The organism is Ruegeria sp. SCSIO 43209 (assembly GCF_019904295.1).
In the GTDB taxonomy this organism is placed as follows: Bacteria; Pseudomonadota; Alphaproteobacteria; order Rhodobacterales; family Rhodobacteraceae; genus Ruegeria.
The window spans coordinates 309127-332500 of the sequence record NZ_CP065359.1; the positions used below are offsets into that span (position 1 = coordinate 309127).

At 56.3% G+C, this 23374-nt stretch carries 23 protein-coding genes, 1 tRNA gene and 1 pseudogene; 10 read left to right on the forward strand and 15 right to left on the reverse strand.

Going from position 1 to position 23374, the window contains the following annotated elements:
* The first annotated feature begins 22 nt into the window (after nucleotides 1–22).
* Complete coding sequence (locus I5192_RS01595) at nucleotides 23–775, forward strand: hypothetical protein (protein WP_170396015.1); 753 nt, start codon at nucleotides 23–25, stop codon at nucleotides 773–775.
* On the opposite strand, the gene I5192_RS01600 is transcribed toward I5192_RS01595, so the two are convergent.
* A complete protein-coding gene (locus tag I5192_RS01600) occupies nucleotides 760–2283 on the reverse strand; it encodes a trimethylamine methyltransferase family protein (RefSeq protein WP_170566487.1) in 1524 nt (507 codons plus the stop codon). The two genes, I5192_RS01595 and I5192_RS01600, sit on opposite strands and share 16 nt — an antisense overlap.
* 112 nt (nucleotides 2284–2395) lie before the next feature.
* On the opposite strand from I5192_RS01600, the pseudogene I5192_RS22415 reads away from it, so the two are divergent.
* Nucleotides 2396–2560: pseudogene (locus I5192_RS22415) on the forward strand (LysR family transcriptional regulator); the annotation flags it as partial.
* A 60-nt stretch (nucleotides 2561–2620) separates the two neighbouring features.
* Nucleotides 2621–3349 carry a substrate-binding domain-containing protein gene (locus I5192_RS01605; RefSeq protein WP_255612158.1) on the forward strand — a complete coding sequence of 243 codons (729 nt, stop codon included), beginning with the start codon at nucleotides 2621–2623 and terminating at the stop codon, nucleotides 3347–3349.
* 228 nt (nucleotides 3350–3577) lie between these two features.
* Here the strand turns inward: I5192_RS01605 and I5192_RS01610 are convergent, their stop codons facing one another.
* Together I5192_RS01610 and I5192_RS01615 are read right to left on the reverse strand one after the other, a co-directional pair.
* Nucleotides 3578–4462: a hypothetical protein gene (locus I5192_RS01610; protein WP_223117601.1), complete on the reverse strand. Its 885-nt coding sequence runs from the start codon at nucleotides 4460–4462 to the stop codon at nucleotides 3578–3580.
* 447 nt (nucleotides 4463–4909) lie between these two features.
* Nucleotides 4910–5854, reverse strand: coding sequence for an alpha/beta hydrolase (locus tag I5192_RS01615; RefSeq protein WP_170566494.1), 945 nt, complete (start codon nucleotides 5852–5854; stop codon nucleotides 4910–4912).
* A gap of 119 nt (nucleotides 5855–5973) precedes the next feature.
* Between I5192_RS01615 and I5192_RS01620 the strand changes: the two genes are divergently transcribed.
* Complete coding sequence (locus I5192_RS01620) at nucleotides 5974–6564, forward strand: TetR/AcrR family transcriptional regulator (protein ID WP_223117602.1); 591 nt, start codon at nucleotides 5974–5976, stop codon at nucleotides 6562–6564.
* Between the two features lie 536 nt (nucleotides 6565–7100).
* Here I5192_RS01620 and I5192_RS01625 read toward each other — a convergent pair.
* Nucleotides 7101–7176, reverse strand: a tRNA-Val gene (locus I5192_RS01625).
* Between the two features lie 408 nt (nucleotides 7177–7584).
* Here I5192_RS01625 and modA point away from each other — a divergent pair.
* Genes modA through modC form a run of 3 tightly spaced genes read left to right on the forward strand, consistent with a single transcriptional unit; the run spans nucleotide 7585 to nucleotide 10134 of the window.
* A complete protein-coding gene (gene modA, locus I5192_RS01630) occupies nucleotides 7585–8349 on the forward strand; it encodes a molybdate ABC transporter substrate-binding protein (RefSeq protein WP_170733630.1) in 765 nt (254 codons plus the stop codon).
* A gap of 4 nt (nucleotides 8350–8353) precedes the next feature.
* Nucleotides 8354–9046 (forward strand): molybdate ABC transporter permease subunit, encoded by a 693-nt coding sequence (gene modB, locus I5192_RS01635; protein WP_170408879.1) that lies wholly within the window; start codon nucleotides 8354–8356, stop codon nucleotides 9044–9046.
* Entirely contained in the window at nucleotides 9043–10134 is a 1092-nt protein-coding gene (modC, locus tag I5192_RS01640; RefSeq protein WP_223117603.1) for a molybdenum ABC transporter ATP-binding protein, read from the forward strand. Before modB ends, modC begins: the two co-directional genes overlap by 4 nt.
* Nucleotides 10135–10137: 3 nt before the next feature.
* Here modC and I5192_RS01645 read toward each other — a convergent pair whose 3' ends face one another.
* Complete coding sequence (locus tag I5192_RS01645) at nucleotides 10138–11061, reverse strand: Hint domain-containing protein (protein WP_223117604.1); 924 nt, start codon at nucleotides 11059–11061, stop codon at nucleotides 10138–10140.
* The gene (locus tag I5192_RS01650; RefSeq protein ID WP_170408881.1) at nucleotides 11058–11570 is read right to left on the reverse strand and encodes a toxin-activating lysine-acyltransferase; all 513 of its coding nucleotides are present in this window, start codon (nucleotides 11568–11570) and stop codon (nucleotides 11058–11060) included. Before I5192_RS01650 ends, I5192_RS01645 begins: the two co-directional genes overlap by 4 nt.
* A gap of 188 nt (nucleotides 11571–11758) precedes the next feature.
* On the opposite strand from I5192_RS01650, the gene I5192_RS01655 reads away from it, so the two are divergent.
* Entirely contained in the window at nucleotides 11759–12175 is a 417-nt protein-coding gene (locus I5192_RS01655; RefSeq protein ID WP_170396038.1) for a hypothetical protein, read from the forward strand.
* A 3-nt stretch (nucleotides 12176–12178) separates the two neighbouring features.
* Here the strand turns inward: I5192_RS01655 and hemF are convergent, their stop codons facing one another.
* Genes hemF through clpS form a run of 4 tightly spaced genes read right to left on the reverse strand, consistent with a single transcriptional unit; the run spans nucleotide 12179 to nucleotide 15220 of the window.
* The gene (gene hemF, locus I5192_RS01660; RefSeq protein ID WP_170396040.1) at nucleotides 12179–13063 is read right to left on the reverse strand and encodes an oxygen-dependent coproporphyrinogen oxidase; all 885 of its coding nucleotides are present in this window, start codon (nucleotides 13061–13063) and stop codon (nucleotides 12179–12181) included.
* A 5-nt stretch (nucleotides 13064–13068) separates the two neighbouring features.
* The gene (locus tag I5192_RS01665) at nucleotides 13069–13869 is read right to left on the reverse strand and encodes an SDR family NAD(P)-dependent oxidoreductase (RefSeq protein ID WP_170408883.1); all 801 of its coding nucleotides are present in this window, start codon (nucleotides 13867–13869) and stop codon (nucleotides 13069–13071) included.
* A 37-nt stretch (nucleotides 13870–13906) separates the two neighbouring features.
* Nucleotides 13907–14869: a class I SAM-dependent methyltransferase gene (locus I5192_RS01670; protein ID WP_223117605.1), complete on the reverse strand. Its 963-nt coding sequence runs from the start codon at nucleotides 14867–14869 to the stop codon at nucleotides 13907–13909.
* Nucleotides 14870–14878: 9 nt separating this feature from the next.
* A complete protein-coding gene (gene clpS / locus I5192_RS01675) occupies nucleotides 14879–15220 on the reverse strand; it encodes an ATP-dependent Clp protease adapter ClpS (protein WP_170396046.1) in 342 nt (113 codons plus the stop codon).
* 94 nt (nucleotides 15221–15314) lie between these two features.
* Here clpS and I5192_RS01680 point away from each other — a divergent pair, with 94 nt between their 5' ends.
* On the forward strand, nucleotides 15315–16016 hold the full coding sequence (locus tag I5192_RS01680; protein ID WP_223117606.1) for an HAD family hydrolase: 702 nt from the start codon (nucleotides 15315–15317) through the stop codon (nucleotides 16014–16016).
* 281 nt (nucleotides 16017–16297) lie between these two features.
* Entirely contained in the window at nucleotides 16298–17668 is a 1371-nt protein-coding gene (locus I5192_RS01685) for a D-alanyl-D-alanine carboxypeptidase family protein (protein WP_223117607.1), read from the forward strand.
* Nucleotides 17669–17734: 66 nt separating this feature from the next.
* Here the strand turns inward: I5192_RS01685 and I5192_RS01690 are convergent, their stop codons facing one another.
* The 5 genes from I5192_RS01690 to I5192_RS01710 all read right to left on the reverse strand — a co-directional run bounded on the left by I5192_RS01690 (nucleotide 17735) and on the right by I5192_RS01710 (nucleotide 22654).
* Nucleotides 17735–18982: a hypothetical protein gene (locus I5192_RS01690; RefSeq protein ID WP_223117608.1), complete on the reverse strand. Its 1248-nt coding sequence runs from the start codon at nucleotides 18980–18982 to the stop codon at nucleotides 17735–17737.
* Nucleotides 18983–19146: 164 nt separating this feature from the next.
* A complete protein-coding gene (locus I5192_RS01695) occupies nucleotides 19147–19926 on the reverse strand; it encodes a hypothetical protein (protein WP_223117609.1) in 780 nt (259 codons plus the stop codon).
* Nucleotides 19927–20138: 212 nt separating this feature from the next.
* Nucleotides 20139–20900: a LamB/YcsF family protein gene (locus tag I5192_RS01700; RefSeq protein ID WP_223117610.1), complete on the reverse strand. Its 762-nt coding sequence runs from the start codon at nucleotides 20898–20900 to the stop codon at nucleotides 20139–20141.
* Between the two features lie 12 nt (nucleotides 20901–20912).
* Nucleotides 20913–21908, reverse strand: a complete 996-nt coding sequence (locus I5192_RS01705; RefSeq protein WP_170664085.1) for a biotin-dependent carboxyltransferase family protein — start codon at nucleotides 21906–21908, stop codon at nucleotides 20913–20915.
* A complete protein-coding gene (locus I5192_RS01710) occupies nucleotides 21905–22654 on the reverse strand; it encodes an allophanate hydrolase subunit 1 (RefSeq protein WP_223117611.1) in 750 nt (249 codons plus the stop codon). Before I5192_RS01710 ends, I5192_RS01705 begins: the two co-directional genes overlap by 4 nt.
* Nucleotides 22655–23374: the final 720 nt, after the last annotated feature.

A 23374-nucleotide genomic window follows, 5' to 3' on the forward strand; every position in this document is an offset into this window, starting at 1 on the left:
TCAGCACCACTAGGCTAACCACATGACTATACATGCTTTGTGGTGCCACCCACGCTCGGTTTCGACGGCGTTTGAACGGATCATGCGCGAGCGTGGTGATCTGTCGGTCCTGCACGAACCGTTCATGTACCACCACTACCTTACGACCAAGGATCGGCTTTTCCCGGGTTTCACTCCGGAACCGGGACATCCGGTGACCTACGATGAAATCCGCGCCATGATCCGCAAGACCGCGCAGGGTGGTCTGGTTTTCTTCAAGGACATGGCGTACTACGTCGCCGACAGACTGCCCCGCGATGCAGGGTTTGCGGGCGAAATGACCCACGCCTTTTTGGTGCGCAATCCCATCGAAGCCGCGCTTTCCTACGCAAAGCGCGATCCTGAGTTTACGCAGTTGGAGCTGGGGCATGAGGCGCAATGCAGGCTTTACAGCGCGTTGACCGAGCTGGGCCATAGCCCGTTGGTGATTACTGCAGATCAGTTGCGCAATGATCCGCAGACCACGTTGCGCCGCTACTGGGCACATGTGGGGCTTACGTTTCTGGACCATGCGTTCACGTGGAACGATGCTGTGCCGGATGGATGGGGTTCGGTTCAAAGCTGGCATACCGAAGTGCTGCAAAGCGGGGCGATCAAGGCACCTGAAGCGGTCGACTTCCAAGCAGAGCTTCACCAGCTCGGAGAACCCTATACCGACATAGCTGCGCATCACGTACCGTTCTACGAGCGGATGTGTGAGATTGCAGAAAGCCAGGCCCATCAGAAGTATTCCTGATCTGGTTTTTCGGCTTTGCGGGCGGCGATGTAGTCCTTGAGAGCTGCATCAATGTCTCGGTCGAGGCCAGGGTCCTCATACCCTGCTAGTCGTTCCTTCCAAATGACGTTGGCCCGCACGGCCGCATCCTGTTCACCTGCCGCGTGCCATTGCTCGAACGAGTTATCGTCGGGTGTCCACGGGCGAAAGAGCGCAGTCATGAAGTTGGCTTGCGTATGTTCAGACCCAAGGAAATGTTGCCCCGGCCCTGTTGTGGCAATAGCCTCCATCGCCTGAGCATTTTCGCTCATATCGATCCCGTCAAAAAAGCGTCCGATCTTGCCGCACAGATCATGATCAATCACGGTTTTTTCGAACGAGGTCACCAACCCCCCTTCGAGCCAGCCGGTCGCATGGTTGATCAAGTTGGCACCGGCAAACATCGACATCATCAGACCCCACGCGGCCTCTTGCTGGCTTTGTGCATCGGACAGTTTGGACGAACTTAGTGTGCCAACAGTGTGCAGGGGCACCCCGAGCCTGCGCGCAAGTTGCCCCGCGGCGAGAACCATCAACCCGGCCTCAGGTGTGCCAAAAGTTGGCGCGCCGGATTTCATCGACATGGTCGAGGCGAAGCTGCCCATCAGACAAGGCGCGCCGGGGTTCACCAGTTGGGTTAACGTCATTGTCGCCATGGATTCGGCCAGCACTTGCGCAAGCGTGCCGGCCACGGTTGCGGGTGACATCGCCCCAGTCAGCACCCAGGGCGTGCAGGCGACGGGCTGGCCCGCGCGGGCATAGGTTTTCAGCGCGCCAGACATATGGCTGTCCATCACCAAAGGCGCATTGGTGTTAGACACGCAGTATAACGCGGGCTTCTCTGAGATGTCGCCAAAAACAATGCGCGCCATGTCAATTGCATGACCTGCCCGTTCAGCGCCGATAAAGGCCCCCATAAACGCGCGGTCAGAGTGGCGGATATGAGCGTAGAGCATATCCAGATGGCGCTTGTTGGCGGGCAGATCAACAGGTTCACAAACCACACCGCCCGAATGATGCAGCCATGGCAGCGTGTGGTGTAGCTTTACCAGATTGTTGAAGTCTTCATGGCTCGCATAACGCCGGCCGCGATCCAGATCATGCACAAAAGGCGGACCCCAGGACGGGCACAAAACCGTCGCATCGCCGCCAAGCTGGACAGTGTTTTTGGGGTTGCGGGCATGCTGTATGAACTGGCTTGGCGCGGTTGCCATGATGGTCCGGCGGCAAAAGCCGGGCGCGAACCGTACCCGTGTGCCGTCTACATCGCACCCTGCATCCGCAAAAATCAGGAGGATCTCAGGATCGTCTTGAAATTCCATACCCGTCTCAGAAAGGATGGTGTCGGCATTTGCCTCAATCTGCTCAAGCCCGGCATCGCTGAGGACACCGAAGGTTGAAAGCTTGCGCAAAATGAATGGCGCACGCGCGTCGTTCGGTGAGCGTTGCTTTGCCGTTTTTTTGCGGCGAGAGGTGCGTATGCGAGACATGTGATAACGATGCCGCAGCGATTGACCAAACCCAAGAAAATCTAAATAGTATTAGAAATTCTTATACTAAGGATGAGCCGTGCTTGATCGCTATAAAATGTCACCCAGTCTTATGCGCTCGCTTGAGGTGTTCCTTGCGGTAGCAGAAACAGGTCAAATGCGGGCTGGAGCGAGCCTGCTGAGTCTGTCACAACCCGCCGCATCTCAGCACATTTCCGCGTTGGAAAAGGCGTTCGGCACGACGCTACTGGACCGCAGCACGCGACCCGCAAAACTGACATACGCTGGTGCACGACTGCACGGCAAAGCGCAAAAGATACTTGATGCTTTGTCGGATATGGAAACCGAGTTGCGCCATGTCGGTGGCCAGTCCCTGACGCTGCTAAGGGTGGGCATTCAAGCCTCCGTTGCAACAACCCTTACACCGCCATTGATCGATCTTGCGCAAAAGATGTTCAACGTCGAAGATATCACATTGCACGCCGGGCAAAGCGGTAACCATGAGCATCTCTTGCGCACCAAGCAGGCGGACCTGGCAATTACATCAAACCCTTTTTTGGACATGGACGGGCTAGAACGGCATCACATTTTGACCGAAAAATACCTCTTGGTTCTTCCTGAAGCATACAACGGACCAACTGAAAGCCTGGAAGCAATCCAGACAAGGCTGCCTCTTGTACGTTTCGGGGATACGACCAATGCAGGACGCCAGATTGCCCAACACCTGCGACGACTGCGCTTCGAGCCTGACAAAGTCATACAGGCAGATCGCTCCAGCATGGTGACTTCCTGCGTTTCGACAGGACAGGGTTTTAGCCTTTTGACCCCGACGCTGTTGATCGATGGTCTCGTTGAAAACATGGCTTTGCGATTGCAAGAATTGCCTGTTTCGGGTTTGTCGCGCACGTTGACGGTCGTTGCGAGGAAAGAGGAGTTGCAAGGCTTGCCAGCGGCCGTAGCGGAGTTGTGCAAACAAAGGCTAGCAGAGCGAATAACTCTCCACATGGGTAATATCGGAGTTAACAGTGTGGAGCTCGAGCGGTCTAGTAGCTCAGTCTATAGTTGAATGGCGGTTGGCTAAATCGCCTGACTTCAAGACAAAATAACAGAAGCAGACATTCCGTCCGCAAAGTTGGAGATGGGGTTGTCCGAATTGCGGTCGTTTTCGGCGACTTGCTTGTACGTCCACTTTGCGGACATTGCTGCCATTCGCTGTTTTGGACCCAGCAGGAGCGAAGGCCCAAACCGGACCAAGATGCGCGTGAACGGCGTAAGCCGACCTACACAGGGCTCATTAGGGGCCGCCTGATGTTTCTGCGTATTCGTTAAGCACGTCCCAGACAATTTCTTGCATCCATGCCGCCTGCACCTTGTCCGGCCCGCCCTGCGTCAGCATCGTTGGCGGCAAGCCACGCGGATCGCCGTCGTAGATCACCGCGAAATGTGCCAGTGCGATGAGATAGTTACCCATCTTGTTGGGGTGAATGCTATCTGAAAAAAGGTCGTGAATATCATTGAGCCCCGGGGCTGTGCCTGATGCAATTTCGTCATAAGCGCGAGCCATAATCAGAGGGCCAGGGATCATGTCCATTTCAGGCATCCCATCGGGCCGGTTTGCGTTGACGTGATCAAGAATGCTTTGCCACCGCACCATCTCCAACGGCAGTCGTTCGCGAAATGTCAAATGACCTTCAGGGTCGTTGTGGCGATTTTCAAAACCCGAACCGCTTTCGATATCGACCCAGCTTGCATAGAGCACAGACCGAGCGCCATCACCATTCGCGCCATGCTCCCACGCATGGCTCGCCCAATGCAAAGCCCAGTGTTTGCTGTCATGATGGTCCATTGTGTTTGTCAGTGCGACACGTTCGGTGATTGCTAGAACGTCGTAACGGGCCATCACCTCAGGCTGACGGATATCCGGGTTACTCGCATTTTCCCATCGCCACTCCATCGGACTGCCCGGAATTGTAGCCTTGTCCAGTTTGCCGCCACGCATACTGGTTACACGTACCATGATCTCAAGCGGACCGATGACGCCATCGGTGAGGCTATGACCTGATTGTACGACGCGTAGCGCCGGTAGCCGCTCAGAGGCCGCAGCGCCAATCCCGAACGCCATACTTGCAAAGCTTGCCAGCACTAGTGCCTTGACCCGGTTGCTTCGATGTAAATTCATGTCAATCCTGAAAGGTTATTCCTAGGAGTGTACAAAATATATGGCTGTGTGCACAAACGCGTTAGGCTCTGAGCGCATCACAAGTAAGAGTCTTGAGGGTTTTCGGATCAAAATCATGCGGCCTGACTGCGTGAGTGCGCGGGCTCAAATTGGCCATTTCTGACAACTTTCGAAATGTGTAAAGTTGGCCTAGTTTTTGCTGTCCCTGCTTAGGTGCATCTAGCTAACCAAGGTTGGCTTGAAGAGTATAGCAGCTGCCAAAACACTGCGACTAGCCGACGTAGGCTCATTTCGCTGCGAAAGACCGCTTTTCTGCCTTTAACAGCCAATGCCGCGTCTTAGCCTGATGTCTGCTTTGAGCCCTAAGCGACCATTGCTGAACCTCAGGTCAACTTCCGCTTGTCGGCAAGGAGGCAGAGACCACTGTATGACCTCTGCCTCATCACTTCATCTATTGAAGAACTCTGCTACAGCGTCCGTCGACGCCTTTACTGCCTCGGGCTTGTAGTAGAAGTCCACATGAGAGAACTCATCAAACGCCAACTCCTCATGTTCATTCGTCAGCTTCGCGACAAACTGCGTGGAGCACGGCGCTGTAAAGGCCGTGCTGCTGTAGATGGTTAGGGACGGCTGCACGATCTTATCGGCATAAGCCTCTCCAATGGAAATCAGAGACTGCATGCCCTGATCGCCGATATGCATGTTGGTATAGGTCGGAACCGCAACCGGGCCTTTGACTCCATCGCGTCCGTAGTAGTCATAGGATTCTCCGGCCATCGGGTTGACACCCGATCCAACAAATTCTTCTCGGGTTTGCTCATCATTTAGCCCAAATGGTTCGACATAATCCGGCTCGCCGGTTTCATACATCTTCTGCATCGAGGCGTTCGAGGCCGCGATTTGCTGATTGACCATATCGCGGTCGGTCCATTGAAAACCATCAGCCGCCATCATGCCCGACACCATGGCGATCTTCTTGATGCGATGATCGGTCACGGCGGCGGATGCGATGATCGAGCCGCCTTGGCAAACACCCAGACCGTAAATCTCGTCAACGAACGGTAGAGTGCCGAGGTAAGACACGGCGTCCCAGGTGTTTTCGATCAGCCGGAACATGTAGCGGGATTGCTTGTACTCTCCGGGCAGCGCAGGGGACGAGCCCATGCCGAGGTAATCGAAACCGAGGTAGATGAAACCCCGCGCGGCCATTTCCGGCCCGTAAGTAGCCGGGATCTGATCTTTGACCTGCGGGAACGGGCTGGCCCCCACGATGGCCTTGTAGGTCTTGGTCTCATCAAAGCCTTCGGGCAGGTAGAGATCGCCCGCCAAATCCACGCCAAAGGATTTGAAGGTGACTTCGTTTTTGCCCGCTGTGAGATTTTGAGTTGTCATGGTCTTGGTCCTTTCGGGATCAGGCAGCATTGCGCCTTGCTAAAGTAAATCGTTGAGTTTACTTATGGTGAGGCAAGTGTTTTTGTAAACACTTCTTTTTACTTTTTGAGGTAGAAATCTTGAAACGTACTGAAAAAAAACGAAAAGATATCATCGATGCGGCCATCGATGAGTTCAAAGAGCAGGGGTTTCTGGGGGCAAAGACCACTTCAATCGCCAAAAAAGCGAACGTATCGAGTCGCACGCTCTACAATCACTTCGAGAGCAAGGAGGCTCTCTTTGAGGCGATCTCACAGATCATGCTGGAGCAGAACCGGAGCATGGAGCCAGTGCCGTATGATCCGGATCGAGAATTCGTTGAGCAACTGAAGAACGCCTTGTGGCGCTACATTGGGGTGATCACCGATGAGACCGCCATCGGATTGAACCGGATGGTCATCTCAGAATTGATCCGTGACCTTGACCGTTCCCGGCAATTCTTCACTGAAACAGCAACACATGATTACCCAATAACGAGGCTGATCAGCGAAGCCATGGATGCAGGCGTGATCCGAAAGGCTGATCCGGTTCTTGCGACCAACCAGCTTCTGGCGCTTGTAAAAAACTTCTTCTTCTGGCCAGAGTTCTTCCTTGGCGAGAACCCAACGCCGAAAGACGTACTGGACGATTGTGTCGCGATGTTCCTAAAGCACTACAAAGCGGACGTTTAAACGGCCATCACGAAGAGCAGGAAAGTCCGCAGGACTGACGTTCGGCATAAGCTAAGGGAATGTCGGCTTCGCCTTTTTCCTTGAATACTCGATATCGGTGCGGGTTGAGCAAATTCGCAACCAGCCTTGTGCAAAGAAAACAGGTTCTAGCCCGCACGGGCGAGGCTTACGCCCCGCCATTTGCTAGGGTGTCCCGCTTCCAAAGAGGTTGCAGGTTGCTGTAACCGCAAAGTTCGGTGAGGTGCTCCAAAGACCGAGCAGCCGAAAGCCCATAGATCGGTCGGTGTGATCAATCCAGTATAGCCTAATCTCATTCCCAAAGGTCTCTCCCGAGGAAATCATTTTGATTTTCCATTGGACCGATCCAAAGAAGCTGTTTCCTCCAAGGCAGTTAAGTGCGTACCCTTTACCTCTAAGGAACAATCCTCTGGGTAGTCCAACACGGTTTTGAAGTTTCGATTCCCGTGCATTCATCCTCAAATAGTCTCCAAGTTCTCGTTACAAGACCCTGAGTAAACCATTGAAAATGAAGGGAATGGTGGGTGATGAGAGACTCGAACTCCCGACATCTTCGGTGTAAACGAAGCGCTCTACCAACTGAGCTAATCACCCGTGAGGGCTCATGTAGCTAAGCCCGTGCGTGGGTGCAAGAGGGTATGGCACAATTTCTTTTGCAAAATTGCGCAAGGTTTCAGATCAGCGTTTAGGCAACTGGGCGCGGTTACCAATCGAGCAAACTCACGTGTCATATCGTGGTTGAATAGCGAAATGCGGATATCGCTGTTCAGGCGAGGCGGATCAGACACGTTGTTTAGCGATTGAGCGCTCTACCTCGGGAGTTTCCGGTTTTAGAGAAGCGCGACAGCATATTGATCTTGGGTTGGGCGATTCTCGTTTTCCACCGAATTCTGAGTTCAATATGGGCCGTAGCTTTGGTTGTAAGGCCAAAGGGCCTTGCCTGCCACGTGTTGCCTCCGATATGCCCAGAGGGATTGCAACCCTCTGATCCGGAGGCAAAGAATGACGGGCGCCTGTCGCTGTCTGATCGCAGCTTTGGCCTTCTGCGCGATACTCGCTGTCCCGGTTCGGGCCGAGGGCGTGCTGGTTTTTGCCGCCGCCAGCCTCAAGACCGCACTGGACGTGATTGCCAGAAGTTATGAGGCTGAGACCGGGCAAGAGGTGACGGTGTCGTACGCGGCCTCCTCGGTGCTGGCACGGCAGATACAAGCGGGGGCGCCCGCCGATCTGTTCATTTCCGCCAACGAGGATTGGATGGACGTGCTGCAGGATCAGGGCCTGATCGATACCGCTTCACGTATTGAGTTGCTGGGTAACGGGCTGGTTTTGATTGGTGCGCCGGGGGCTGACACGGCCGAGATTGAGGCGGGGTTTGACCTGAGCACCCGTCTAGGCAGTGGGTATCTGGCCATGGCTTTGGTCGATGCGGTGCCTGCGGGCATCTATGGCAAGGCCGCGTTACAGGGTCTGGGACTTTGGGGCGATGTTCAGGACCAGATCGCCCAGACGGACAATGTACGCGCCGCGCTGGCGCTGGTTGCGACGGGGGCGGCGCCTTTGGGCATTGTCTATCGCTCGGACGCTGTGGCTGATGAGCGGGTCGGGGTCATCGGTGTCATCCCGGCAGATATCCACCCAAAAATTGTGTATCCAGCAGCCCTGACTTCTACTGCAGAACCTACGGCGCACGCGCTTTTGACCTATTTGCAAGGCAATTCCGCACGGGCCGAATTTGTGAGGCAGGGGTTCTCCCTGCCCGAAGGTTAGTACGATGGGATGGTTGGGCCCGGCAGAGATGGAGGCATTGCGCCTGTCGCTGCGCGTATCGTTCTGGGCAACGCTGATCACGTTGCCCTTTGGGATTTTCATTGCCTATGCGCTTGCGCGCTGGCGGTTTCCGGGGCGCCAGTTGCTGAATGGTCTGGTTCATCTGCCTCTGATCCTGCCGCCGGTGGTGACCGGCTATCTGCTGCTGCTGACCTTTGGGATTCAGGGGCCGTTGGGCGCGCCTTTGGCCGAGCTTGGGATCGTTTTTGCTTTCCGATGGACCGGCGCTGCGCTGGCTGCCGGGATCATGGCTTTTCCGCTGATGGTGCGCGCGATCCGGCTGTCGATCGAGGCAGTAGACCCAAAACTGGAACAGGCAGGCGCCACTTTGGGGGCGTCGCGTCTGCTGGTCTTTGGAACGGTGACGCTGCCAATGATCCTGCCTGGGGTCATTGCGGGCGCGATCCTGGCGTTTGCCAAGGCGATGGGAGAGTTCGGGGCCACGATCACCTTTGTTTCGAACATACCCGGTCAGACGCAGACGTTGCCCTCGGCAGTCTATGCGTTTTTGCAGGTTCCAGGGGGTGAGGCGGCGGCGACGCGGCTGGTGATCATCTCGATCATCATCGCCATGGGCGCGCTTTTGCTGTCGGAATATGTGGGCCGTCGTGTGGCCAAACGCGTGGCCGGATCATGAGCCTGTCCGTCCACCTGCAACACCAGCTACCCGGGATGAAGCTGGACCTCGATTTCGACGCACCTTCCGGTGTAACGGTTCTGTTTGGGCGTTCTGGTTCGGGAAAGACGACGGTAGTGAATGCAGTCGCTGGGCTATTGAGGCCCGAGGCCGGGCGGGTCGCGGTTGGCGATTGGGTGTTGTTCGACACGGATCGTGGGGCATGGCTGCCGCCACATAGACGGCGCTTGGGCTATATCTTTCAGGAAGGCCGTCTGTTCCCGCATCTGACCGTACGCCAGAACCTGAATTATGGTCGCTGGTTTGCACCGCGCGGGGCACGACGCGAAAACCCGGATCGGGTGATCGAGATGTTGGGTGTTGGCCATCTGCTGGACCGCCGCCCAGCCATGCTATCGGGGGGTGAGAAACAGCGCGTCGCCATTGGCCGCGCCCTGCTGGCCAGCCCGCGCCTGATCCTTGCGGATGAGCCTCTTGCCGCGCTCGACGACGCGCGAAAGGCTGAAATCCTGCCCTATTTCGAACGGTTGCGGGACGAGGTATCAGTCCCGATACTCTATGTGACCCATTCGGCGGCCGAGGTTGCCCGGCTTGCAACGTCCGTGGTTGCGCTGCAGGACGGGCGTGTCGTGCGGCATGGTCCCGCGTCCGATGTTCTGTCGGACCCATCCGTGGCCCCTGCAGGCGTGCGCGCGGTGGGGGCCGTTCTGCGGGTCCGTGTTACGGCGCATCACGACGATGGCCTGTCCGAACTTGATGCCGGTGGCGCTCGTCTTTACCTGCCTCGGATTGCCCATCAAATCGGCGAAGAGCTGCGTATTCGTATTCCGGCGCAAGAGGTGATCCTGTCCAATAGACCACCCGAGGGTCTTTCAGCCTTGAATGTGTTGTCGGGGCAGGTCGAGGCGATCCGGGCAGGTGAGGGGCCCGGTGCAATCGTGTCGGTCAAAACAACTGCGGGTGTTGTGCTGGCGCGCGTGACCCGACGCTCGGTCGCGGCGCTGGGTTTGCAGCAGGGCAGTGCATGCTATGCGGTGATCAAGACCGTCGCGCTGGCTCCGCAGGATGTCGGGGGGCGGGTTGTCTAGGACCTAGGCAAGCGCACGCGCCTCATGTTCGCGCAGGATCAGCCGCGCAGCAAGGCCGAAGCCGATATGTTCGTCCGAGGCGCGCTCGGGGAATATCTCGGCGAGTTCCTGCAGCGCGTCAGAAGACAGCGTGTGGAGGGTTTCTTCACCCAGAAACAGGCTTTCGGCCTGAGCCCCTTCGGCAAACAAAATCTCGTGCCTGTCCAGCAGAATATGCAGGTATTCGACCGGCTCATCACCGGTATCAATATCTATTCCCGGCCACGAGCACAGATGTTTGGCGGCGACCAACACTTCGGGCGCGCCAAACAGAATCTCGACCTTGGGGCCGCGGATCAGGAGGCGATGCTGTTGAGACACCAGTAAGTCGCAGGATGGAACACCAGGTCCCAGACTACCTGCGGTCACTCGCACCGGGCGCATCGCAGGATTTGCGCGCAACCGCTCGGGCGACAAGGTGCTGCTTTCGATCCAGCGGATCGGCTGTATTCCGTGATCGGCAGTCAACACGTCGTCATCGACGCGCAGGGTCTCAATCGCGCGCTGGCCTTCCGCCGTTTCAATCAGAGTACCTGCGGTAAAGCAAACGCCTTCGATAGTGATATCAATGATCTGGGTCTGGGTTCCACTGAAGGTGAAGAAACCATTGGCGAAATTGGCGGTGACCGTCACCTCGAACGAGTCCAATTGGATTTCTCCGTCATCGAGGCTATCGAAGAAGGCCGGGTCGACGGTATAGGTCCACGTACCGTTCGCATCGATTGAGGCGGTGCCGAAATCCGGTTGATCGGAGATTGCCCAGGTGGCCCCGGTGAAGGTCCCGAAATCCGATGTTGCGGTGACATCGAGGTCACCCGAGGCGACATTCGGAGGAAAGCCGGTCACGTCGCCCGTGATATCGCCCGATATGGTTACAACCGAAGTCATCCGTTTTCCTGCTCGAGCGTTCTGGCAAATTCGGCATCCCGGTAAAGGCGCATATGCACCTGTTGCTGGTCATCGCGTGTCCATTCGACGATACGTTTTGTGGATAGGTCGCTGCTGAGACGATTGGTGCGCACGCGTGGGTGCGGGATGTCCCGTTTCAGCATGTCGACGATCTGACGAGTTTGGCCGAAGGGTGCCACCATATCGATGATCCAGAAGGATGAGCCACTGGCGAAATCGACATCTCTCAGCGGCTCTTCCTTCACCGCATAGCGATATTCGGCTTCCGGGCTGAGACCGGCAAATGTCACGAATCCGCGCGGAAAGCCGTTTTGGCGGAAGATGTGATACTGGCCCAATCTCAGCGGCGTTTCGAACGCATAGAGAACCTGTGCCAAACTGCGGTTACGATGCGTTTTGGTCAGGGCAGCCAGATAAAATAACGCACCGAAGTCGGCGTATTTTTCACCGGAAAGATCGAACCAGTCTTTGGGAAATGACTTTTCCACGGGCCACTCTGGAAACTGCTGCTGCAGAGATCATAGCGCACCACATATTCAAAGAAAGAATTTTCACTCAAGTTGATGTGTTACGGGTTGAGTTAGACCTGAGGCCCGGTTTGACTATATTGATTCGTATAGGCTGGTTGGTCCCACGTCGTCTCAGCCGTGATCGCGTTTTTCATAGGGTGTTTTATATGCGTTTTCTTACATGCCTCTCTCTGACAGCCATCATACTGGCCCCCACCATTGCGCAGTCTCAGGGCGTTGGTTTTGGCTATAAACTAAGACCGCAGTTCAGAACCCAGATCACGCCGCTAAAGGATGGAACCTACGAAGTGAAGCCTGTCGGCGGGTCCTCGGCCGCGGTCACCTATTGGTGTGGAATTGGGGATTATGCAGTTCGCACATTGGGAGTTTCAAACTCGCAGCGGATTTATGTTTCCAAAGCTTACGAGAAAGGTGTTCGCACAGTGCAGTTTTCGCTAACTCCACCGCCCGGCGCGGATACCAATCCGGGATATTCTTTGACCGTCAACAGGGTGGGTGAGAACCTTTCCGCCGCTTCGGCGCAAAACTACTGCTTTGATAATTCCATCGATATGGGGTTTTAGCGGTCAGACCCATTTGGCCAAGGGCGGCAGACTCATCAGAACAGCATCGGGGTCGTGCCCGGTTTCCAGACCAAACTTGGTGCCCCGGTCATAGACCAGATTGTATTCGGCATAGAGCCCACGATGCACCAGCTGGGTGTTTTTGTCCGCGTCGTCAAAGCTTTGCACCCGGCGTTTTTCGACCAGAGGCAGAAAGGCGGGCAGGAAGGCGCGACCGATGTCCTGAGTCAGCGCAAAATCCGCCTGCCAGTCGCCGGTGCAATAGTCATCCATGAAGATCCCGCCGACACCCCGAGCGCGCTTTCGGTGGGGGATATAAAAATACTCGTCAGCCCAATCTTTGAGGCGCGGGTAGTGGCCGGGTCCGTGCGGGTCGAGATGCGCTTTTTGGGTGGCGTGGAAATGGGCGGTGTCGTCGTCATATTCGATGCAAGGATTCAGGTCGGAGCCGCCGCCGAACCACCAGGCATGTGGGGTCCAGAACATCCGGGTGTTCATATGGACCGCAGGCACATGCGGGTTCTGCATATGGGCCACAAGGCTGATGCCCGAAGCCCAGAACCGGGGGTCGTCCTTCATCCCCGGAATACCCTTGCGCGCAGCCATCGCGTTTTGCGCGCGCTCACCCAGCGTACCAAAGACGGTTGAGACATTAACGCCCACCTTCTCGAACACGCGGCCCCCGCGCATCACCGACATCAGCCCGCCGCCCGCGTCGGAGCCATCGTCAGACTGCCGTTTAGTTTCTTTGACTTCGAACCTTCCCGGCTGAGAATCCGAGAAGGGGCCTGAGGTGTGGCTGTCTTCCAACGCTTCGAAGGCGGTTACGATGTCATCTCGCAACTGGCGGAACCAGGCAGCGGCGGTGGCTTTTTCGTTATCGAACATTGGGATCAGTGGGCCGGGGCTGCGACAGGGTCCAGCAGGGTGCGGCCTCCGTCAATGGTTAGAATTTGGCCTGTCATGAAGCCCGCAGCGTCCGACGCGAGAAATTGCGCGGTTTCGACCAGTTCGTTCGGAGCGGCAATCCGGGAAAGCGGAGTATGTTTTTCGATGTCGTCCCGGAAATCTCGGTTTTCTTTCAGCGTTGACTGCAATGAAGCGCTCATGACTGATCCCAGTGCGATGGAGTTTACGCGAATGCGGCTGGGCGCAAGTGCAACCGCCAACGAACGGGTCATCTGATCCAGCGCAGCGGTCGAAACGGAATAGGCCATCAGATCGGGATGGGTGCGGCGTGCGGCAATCGAGGACAGGTTGATGATTGACCCGGCAGGGTTCTCATCGTCTCCATCAGCCTGTTTGATAAATCGCTTAGCCACTAGTTGGCTCAGTCGCAGCGCGGGCATCAGGTTCTGGTTCAGCAATGTGCGCACGGAATCGTCATCGGTGTCCAGCGGGTCCGACGGGATCACCTGCCGTGCACCATTGATCAGGATATCAACCTGATCAAACGCATCCAGCGTGGCCGAAAGCAGATTGGCGATGGTCAGCTTTTCACGCAGGTCACCGGCGAAATAACGGATGTTGCTGTCATCCGCCTGTTCGCCCAGCTCATCGGACAGGCGCTTTTCATCCATATCGGCGAACATGACATTGGCGCCTGCATCGGCAAAGTGCCGTCCGATGGCCAGTCCGATGCCGTTGGCACCCCCGGTAACGATTGCGGTTTTGCCCGCGATGGAAAAGGACATGCGAATCCTCCTGAGTTCTGGCGAAGGTTAGCGGGCCTCAGCCCCGAGGGCGAGAGGCATGGAACACCTTGAAGCGGTTGTCTCCTGCCACTTCATCAACACGGTCGAAAGCCTCGGCCAGCGTGGCCTCGTAAGGCAGGTGGCGATTTGCAACCATCCAGAGTTGACCGTTGCGGGTGAGGTTGCGTGCAGCACTGGTGATAAAGCCCTGGCCCAATGTCGGGTCGGCGCTGCGCGAGGTGTGAAAGGGCGGATTCATGATCACCATGTCCAGCGGCTCGGGCGCGCTCCATTTGGTGGCGTCGGCCCAGTGGAACTGCGCACGGGTGTCGGTGACATTGGCGCGGGCACAAGTAAGGGCGGTGTGGTCGGCCTCCACCAGATGCAGGCTGCGCAAGGTGTCGTCGATCAGCATGGCGGACAGAAAGCCCCAACCTGCACCCAGATCAGCGATGCGCGTGCCGCGCTTGGTTGGCAGAGACTTCAGCAGCAGGGCCGAGGCAGGATCGATACCATCGGCGGAAAACACACCGGGCGCGGTATGGAAGCCGTCAACCATTTGGTTTTCAGGCGCAGCCCAGTCGGCAAAGGCGTCCGCATCAGACTGAAACCAGAAAATCTTGCCATGTGCCTTCGAGATTGGACCCTCGATCGCAACCCGCTTGCGGATATCTTTCAGCAAACTGTCGACGCCATCGGTTTTGGCCCCGTCCACCACGATGACCCCGCTGGCGCGGCTGCAGGCCTGATGGATCAGCGCCCGGGCCAGCGCCTTGGCGCGCGGTAGAAACACGACCGCATCCTGGCAAGGCGCGTCACTATTGGGCGTAGCGACAAAGCCCTGCGTGGCAAAGTGATCGTGGAACGGTTTGAACGGCTGCACCATCTGCGCCTCGCGCGGAAGGTCCGACAAATCGTGGTCCGGGGTAGGCGCCAAAACAGTCAGCGGTTGCGACAGGCTGAGCCCGCTGTTCAAGGCTAGATCAAGGCGAGAGGACATGGCCGCGCGTTATTCTTCGCGTTCCATGGTGCATTGCAGCGGGTGCTGATGCCTGCGCGCGAAATCCATGACTTGCCCGACCTTGGTCTCGGCAATCTCATGACTGAACACGCCAACCACGGCGACACCTTTCTTGTGGACGGTCAGCATGATTTCAAACGCTTGCGCATGGGTCATGCCGAAGAACCGTTCCAGCACATGCACCACGAACTCCATCGGCGTGTAATCGTCATTCAGCAACAACACCTTATACAGCGGCGGCCGCTTGGTCTTGGGGCGCGTTTGCACCAGGACCGACGTGTCGTCGTCTTCGTCGTCCTTTTCAGACATGATCCACTGGTGTTTGCGCATTGCTGTAAGAGAATCTCGATTAACACTACGAATTGTTTCCCGGCTTATATAACGTCACGGTGGCCAGAGAAAAGAGCAACCGGACGGAAATGCGATGCGGGACAAACTGACAACAATCGGGTTCGATGCAGACGATACCCTTTGGCATAACGAGCGTTTCTTCCAGCTGACTCAGGCATATTTTGCCGAATTGCTGGCCGATCACGCCGATCACGATCACCTGATGGAACGTCTACTTGCCGCCGAAAAGCGCAACATCCAGCACTATGGGTATGGCATCAAGGGCTTTACCCTGTCGATGATCGAGACAGCGATTGAGGTGACGGAAGATCGCGTACCGGCGCGCGTCATCCGCCAACTTGTTGAAGCGGGGCAGGAGATGCTGGCACATCCCATCGAACTGCTCCCCCATGCGCGCGAGGCCATCGAGGCGGTGGCCGAGACGCATAAGGTTCTGCTGATCACCAAGGGCGACCTGATCGATCAGGAGCGTAAGCTGGCGCAATCCGGATTGGGTGAGCTGTTCGATGGCGTCGAGATCGTGAGCGAAAAAACGGCGGCGACCTATGCGGAGATTTTTGACCAGTACGGTGATGGACCCGACGCTTCGATGATGATCGGAAACTCGATGCGTTCTGACGTGGTGGCCCCAATCGAAGCCGGGTGCTGGGGCGTGCATGTCCCGCACGGGTTGGTATGGGAGGTCGAGCAGGCCGAGGTCCCAACTTCCAACCCACGGTTCCGCGAGTTGAAGGATTTGGGTGATCTTTCAGCTTTGATTGATCAGATTTCCTGACCTGTTGCCGTTTGACATCAGTCACAAAAAATTCGATGACACGGCTTGCCTGAAATTCGGCACAATCGCCGGTATGGTGTTCGGGCGCGCATGAAGCACCATATGTAGCGTGAATCTGATTGTGTATATGATCCACTCAAACGCAGCTTTCAGTTTCTTTAAACCCGTCCCTGTGTTAGCCTGAAGAATATCAAAATAAAAATTGCTGACCGGGAAAACCCGGCGGCGCGAGGCAGACAGAGGCAAAGATCGTGCAGATTCGGCGGACAGTTCCGGCCCGAATGGGCTTATTACTTATAGCATTTCTGTGGCTGCTTTCATTTGCACCACTTCAGGGCATGGCGGCCCCTTACGCGGCCATGGTGATCGACGCACGCACCGGAGAAGTGCTGCATTCCCGCAATGCCGACACGCGGTTGCATCCGGCATCTCTGACCAAGATGATGACGCTGTATATTGCGTTTGAGGCCGTGCGGAATGGTGAGATCACGTTGGACACTCAGGTGCGCATCACCAAGGCTGCAGCGGCTGAGCCGCCCTCGAAGCTGGGTTTGCGCACTGGGCAGCGAATCTCGTTTCGCTATCTGATCCGGGCGGCGGCGGTGAAATCCGCCAATGACGCGGCAACCGCGATCGGCATCGCCCTCAGCGGGTCCGAGGCGGCGTTTGCTCGTCGCATGACCCGCACCGCCAAGGCGATGGGGATGAGCCGGACCACCTTCAAGAATGCCCATGGCCTGACCGAGTCGGGGCATTTGTCGACCGCGCGGGATATGACCACGCTGGGCCGTCACCTACTGTATGATTACCCGCAGTACTACAACCTGTTCTCGCGCCAATCGACGAATGCCGGGATCAAGACTGTACCGAACACCAACCGCCGCCTTTTGGCAGCCTATCGGGGCGCCGATGGGATCAAGACCGGCTATACCCGCGCTGCAGGGTTTAATCTGGTTGCTTCGGCCAAGCGCAAGGATGAACGTATCATCGCGACCGTCTTCGGTGGCAAATCAGGGGCATCGCGCAACGCCCGGGTGGCCGAGCTTTTGGATATGGGTTTCCGCCGTGCCCCCTCGCGTGCGCCAATCCGTAAGCCCGCCCGCCCGGTCTATGCAGGGAATGCAGGTCTTGGTAGTGCACAAGTGGTCGCCCAAGCGGGCCCGCCGAAAAAGAGCCTGCGCCCGGTGTTGCGCCCGGTGGCGAGCGAAACGGTTCAGGTCGCGGGGTCGGTCGCTGCAACGGCTGAAAAAGACAACACCCGGATTCAGGACGGTATCGCTGCTGCGATTGCAGCAGCAGACATAGCACCGTCGGATGGCGCCAAGCCTTCCGAAAACGTGGTGCTGGCCTCGGTCGAACCGGCCAAACAACCCGAGCCTGAACCCGAAGTTGTGACCCGCTTGTCCACTTCCGGCGGTCACCTTTGGGGCGTCAATGTTGGCCGCTACACCACACGGTATGAGGCCGAGAAGGTTCTGTTGAAAACTGCGCTGTCGGAAATGACCACTTTGGAAGGCACTTTGCGTAAGGTGAACCAAAGCTCGCGTGGGTTTGACGCGACATTTCAGGGCATGACCCGCGAGCAGGCTGATCTGGCCTGTCGTCGGTTACAGGCGCGCAATGTCACGTGTTTCATGATCGGGCCGTCATAAGACCCGGCATTCTCTCCTGGATGGGCCTGGGCTGCGATGACCTCGCAGCCCATTTTTTATGGCAAATCAATCGAAGACGTGGCCGTGCTTGTACTGTTCATCTTGCCCGGCCGCCGCAGTTAAGGCTGCAACGTTATCCTTGGTGAAGAAACCGTCGTAGTGATGACAACGTTCGATGTATTCGGTGATCAGCAGCGTGTGTTTCGAGTGCTTTGAGAAGATCTGTTTCAGGTTCGGATCATCTTTGCATTCCCCGACCACATGGGCCAGGAACGGAACGCCCTTGTCTTTAAGAGTGTTGACCACGAAATCGACATTTTTCTCACCCGCGCCATGGTCGCCGTCCTGAATTTCAACCGCCATGTGGTGCAAGCGTCGTCCGAAATTACGCACGAAATCCTCGGTTGGCATCGGCAATTGCTCGAAAGAGTTCACGAACGACGGCGTGTTGTTAGCAGTAAAGACCTTGGCAGGGGATTTCTTGTCGTCATCCACATTGGCATTGCGATTCACATTGGTCGACGAGTTCATGTCGAAGATGTTGTACGCCCCCCAGAAGTAATAAGGCACCATGGTCAGAAATTCGAGGATCGCGTCCTCACGTTCCCCGGCCAGAATGCGTGTCGCCAGATGGTCGATCCCCAGCATCAGTGGTGAGATATTGCTTTCGGTCCCAAAAGCGGCGGCCTGATCCAGCTTGACCTGTTCCGCATCACTCAACAGCACACGGTCACCCAGTCCCAAACTGTCTGTGTCGTTGAAATCCAGCGTGGAATAGCCGACGCGATTGCACGTGAAATCCGATGGCGTCGTAAAGCGGTATCCTTCCAGCGTGTAGAACGGATTTTCGGTGTCCCCAGAATATTCGAACCGAATATTCTGATCCTCCAGCGATCCAGTCAGCGCCTTCAGGTCGATGGCACCGTAAATCTCACCTACATATCGCGTCTGCGGCTTACCGCGCGCCAGCGGGTACATACGATTGATACGCGGGATGAAATCCTCGAATGCCGGGCTGAGCGGAGCCATCAGGATCAGCGCCGGATAATCGGCATGTGAATGCATCACCGAGAACTTGTGTGTCTGTCCCAAATAGCTGGCGGTGTGGCGATAGGGGGTCATCACATAAAGCTCGACCAGCGTGTCAAACAGCGCATCTGTCTCGACTTGAATGACAATGGCCCGCATCGCACCGACCTGATCCGCAATGCCCGAGCTGATGCGGCGCTCGTAAATCCTGGGAAGATATTCGGTGAAGAAGTCTGAGTTCTTCTTGTCGCCCCTTGGCTGGTAGGACATCAGATCAAAAGACATAGGCTCACCTCCTTGCGGCGCGTTGCTTGGATTTGTGGTAGTCAGATCATGCACTTGCCGCGATGCTAGGCGCAAAGCTTTGCTTGGGCAACAGCCTGTTCAGAGAAGCATCAGATGGAATGCTTGGTTTACACGTGCGAATGTGAACTTCGGGTCGGGCACACCTAATCGGCAGTGATCCCGTACTTGAAGGCTAAGTCGCCAAGAACTGTGCCTTTCTGTGGTCCGTTTGCGTGAAAGAAACGTCTCACATTGGCCTGATAGAAATGCGTCACACAGGTTTTGGGAGTCGATACGTCGCCTATCGATATCCCTTCAGAGAAAAGCATGTAGCCTTTGGTGTTCCCAATCGGATTGAAAACCTCGTGGCTGAAGGCTTTATCGATATTATCGGATTTCTGGAAAACATGATTAAGAAGATCGGGCCCGAATGTAGTCTGTCTGCTGGTCACTATTTCGCGGCGTTCGCGGCCAGAGAATTGTCTTGCCTTTTTGGCGCGGCGCGGTGGAACCCAATCGGGAATAGCCTCGGGGTCCAGAGCAATCTCAAGCAGTTCTGACAATTCCTGAGACTCCGAGGGGACTCGCAGAACATTGTTGTTCAATAGCTTCGATTCCGCGTCCGTCCTGGCAAGAATGATATTCGTATCCGGCAGGGGCTGAAGCGCCACGCAATCGCAATCTGCCCAGATATAATTAGTGTCCCGCATTAGAATGAGCCTGAATATGTCGGATGCCACACGAGGAGTCGTGCCAAGCTTGGTCAGAATCTGCGAATCCAAAACTTCCCGATAGTCTCGGAGCGGAAGGTCGCTCTCGGTTTCGCGCAGCGACTCCTCGCAGAACAGTTCTACGGGATGCCCGATTTCCTGAAATGTTTTGATCGCGACTTTGTTGAACCATGGCAGTTCATTGCCAAGCCACAGAAATCCAACTGTTTTCACCGCCACCTCGATCGAAGATTTAATGCATCCGGGACATTCAGGGAATGTTGGTCAACTTTAGTAGCCATGTTCGCGGGGGCAAGTAAGAACGCACTTTCTGAATGAAATAGCATGCTTGTGCATCTAAACACGGCCATTGAAGCTGAGATATATCCGAGCAGGCGAATGATCGATCAAGGATAAGCGCAGTTTCAGGTAAATAACATGACGCTCTAACGGATGAATTTTGTGACCTCGACTCCGCCCGCGATCAGGTTCTCGCGCACCGAGTGCGCGATCTGAACTGCCGTTGGGCCATCACCATGCAGGCAGATCGTATCGATTGAGGTCTCAAGGCGTTCGCCGGATTCGGTGATGATGGCGCCTTCCTTCACCATTTCCAGAATACGTGCTCCGGCCAGTGTGGGGTCATGGATCACGGCTCCCGGCAGTGACCGATCCACCAAAGTACCATCGTCGTTATAGGCACGGTCGGCAAAAATCTCGCCCACCCATTTGCAGCCCAGCTCGCGCACCGCTTCTTCTTGTTTGGTGACCGCCAGCACCATGATGATGATGTCCGGGTCCAAGTCCAATGCACCCTGATAACAGGCCCGCGCCATATCGATATCGACCGAACACATGTTGGCCAGCGCCCCGTGCAATTTCAGATGCCGTACTTCGGTGCCCAACGCCTTGGCCATACCGATTGCCGATCCAAGCTGATAACGCACCAGATTGCGCAAACTGTCATGGGGCACTTTCATGTTTCGACGCCCGAATCCCTGCAGGTCAGGAAAACCGGGATGCGCACCGATGCCCACACCGTTCTGGGCTGCCAGAGCTATGGTCTTGGCCATCACATCCGGGTCACCCGCATGAAAGCCACAGGCGATATTGGCTGATGTGATGATCTTCAGAAGGCTTTCATCGTCACCCATCTTCCACGGGCCAAAGCCTTCGCCCATATCGGCATTCAGATCGACGCTCGGCATCGCAATAACTCCTTATTCGGTGGCAGAGATCATTCCGCTGATCAGTTGGTAGGACAGGAGGTCCGGGATGTCATGTGGATCGCGGACCAAGGGTTCAACACGGGCGGGCAGGCGGGCAAGGTCGGCCTTAAATGCGGCTTGCAGCGTGATGGCTTGTTCCAGTGTTACGAATTCGAAGCGCACCTCGCCTCCCGCCGGGGTCTGTGCAGCGCGGGGCAGATCACAGGGCAGAACGGTTGCGATGCGCGGATAACCTCCGGTGGTCTGGCACTCGGGCAGTAGGATGAAGGGCGCACCGGTGCCGGTCATCTGTATATCGCCGGGAGTTATGACTTCGGACAGTATGTTCAACTGACCCTTTGCCGCGAAGCCGTTACCGTCGCTATCCAGCTGCATGCCCATCCGGTTGGCTCGGGCACCGCGGCGGAATGTCGTTTGCGTAAACCGTGCCAGCGTCTCGTCATCGAACAGTGCGGTTTGAAAGCTGGCCACAACCCGCAACGTCCCACCCGAAAACCGATCCTCCGAACGCAGTTTCAGGCCGGTCTTGCCGGTTTCCGTCGAAGGCAGGTGATCACCCGCTTGAACGGCGCGCCCGATCCTTGCGGTCAGATGGGCCGCGCGTGAGCCCAGAGTCATGTCGGTCCCGATCCCGCCACCCAGATTCAGATACCCGTAACTGCCCTGCAGCACCGACCCGACTACCAGCCGCTGCCCAGCCTCCATCTGATGCGAGGCATTCCACAAGACGGGGCTGCCATCGATACTGGCCTGCATCGGTGCGCCGGTCAGCGCGATGGCGGTTGGTGCGGTTGCCTCAAACTCACCACCCATCCCCGCCATTTCGAGGGCGGCGCTCGTTGGGGTGTTACCAAGCAACGCGGCCCCTTCATAAAGCGCCGCTATATCTGCGGCACCCGAACGCGACAGGCCTTGATCCAGATACCCGGTGCGCCCTTGATCCTGAACCGTGCAAGCTGGGCCGATGCGATGGACGATCAGCGTCATGTCGTGATCTCCTCGCAACTCGCACCACCAGAGCCATCAGTGCAGGTTGTACGGATATCCTCAAGCTCTTCGCGCGTGACTGAGATGAACTGCATCTCATCACCGGGGTTGAGGGCAAAACTTCGCCCCATGTCCGGACGAAAGCAACGAAACGCGGTTTGTCCAACATGACGCCATCCGGTTGGGGTTGGCCCCGAGAACAGGACAAATTGCGAAATTGCCAAAACCAACGCCCCTTCAGGCACCATCGGCGTCAGCTCTTTCAGGCGTGGAATGTTGAATTCGGGTCCGAGTGGCCCGAGATAAGGTTGGCCCGGCGCAAATCCGATGGTTAAAACCCGCACACGCGATTGGCTGAGACGATCAATGGCGTCCGCTGGTGACAACCCTGCTGCCAATGCCGCGTCTTCTAGCTGTGGCGCAAGATCGGAACCGTAGACCGTCGGCACTTTCCAGAATCGTCGCCCCGCAGGCAAAGGTGCAGCGTACCAATCGCGACTGACCAGCATAGCCCGCAGCAACTCTTCGATGTCATGATGCGACAGGCTTAATGGATCAAACCTTATAAATGCAGATGCCAGCGAGGCCGAAGTCTCAAGCACGCCATCAATCTGCTGCGCCTCGACTGCGCCCCGAAACGCCAGGGCGGCGCGGTTCGACGGCTCGGACATGGTTTGCGCAAAGGTCACCAACAGACCGTCAAACCCAACGGTTCGCAGCAAGGGAAACTTAATGTCATTCGTCATATCAAGGTCACAGGCGTATCGGGTTTGCTTTGAAAAGACCTGAGCCTATCCATAGACGATGCGCAAGGCCCTGTAAGGCCAACTTGCATTGCGCCTGGCGGCGCCGATATCGGGTGCGATTCCGGGATTGGAAATGAATCGCTGATTGCCGTCGAGTCGGTATGGTCTTGTGGGTGACTGTAGTGTTCTCACTATATGTTGGGTTTGAACCAACAAGCACTGAAACCTAGGCGGTATATCTGATGTGCTTGAAGGATGATTTTCGCCGATTTCCATGAGGTGAGTTCCACTCAAATATTTGAAATTATTGTATAAAAAATGAATTTGAAGTTTTTTGCGATATTCTTGAATTTTCCACTTGCGCGTTGAATGCGTAAGGCATAGAACGCCCTTCACCGGCGCTGCTGAGGTGCTGGGACGCGGTGGAAGCTGCGGAGACGCTCGGGAGAGACTGGGGGCATCTGAGGTTTTTGATTGGGCGGTGGCGCTGAGAGATTGGCGTTATGGTCTGGTTTTTGGGTCTTGGTTGTTTTGTTCTTTGACATTGATGGATAACTGAAGAGATATGTGGGCGGTTTGGTTCGTTTCGACGGATTGAATGTCTGTATATCGCGCTGGTAGGGGTTTTTCCCCGATGACCAGTGTCAGCTTCACTGTTTGTACGGCTTTCGGTTTCTGATGAAACCAGAAGCACACAAACAGATGACTTTTAGTTGTACT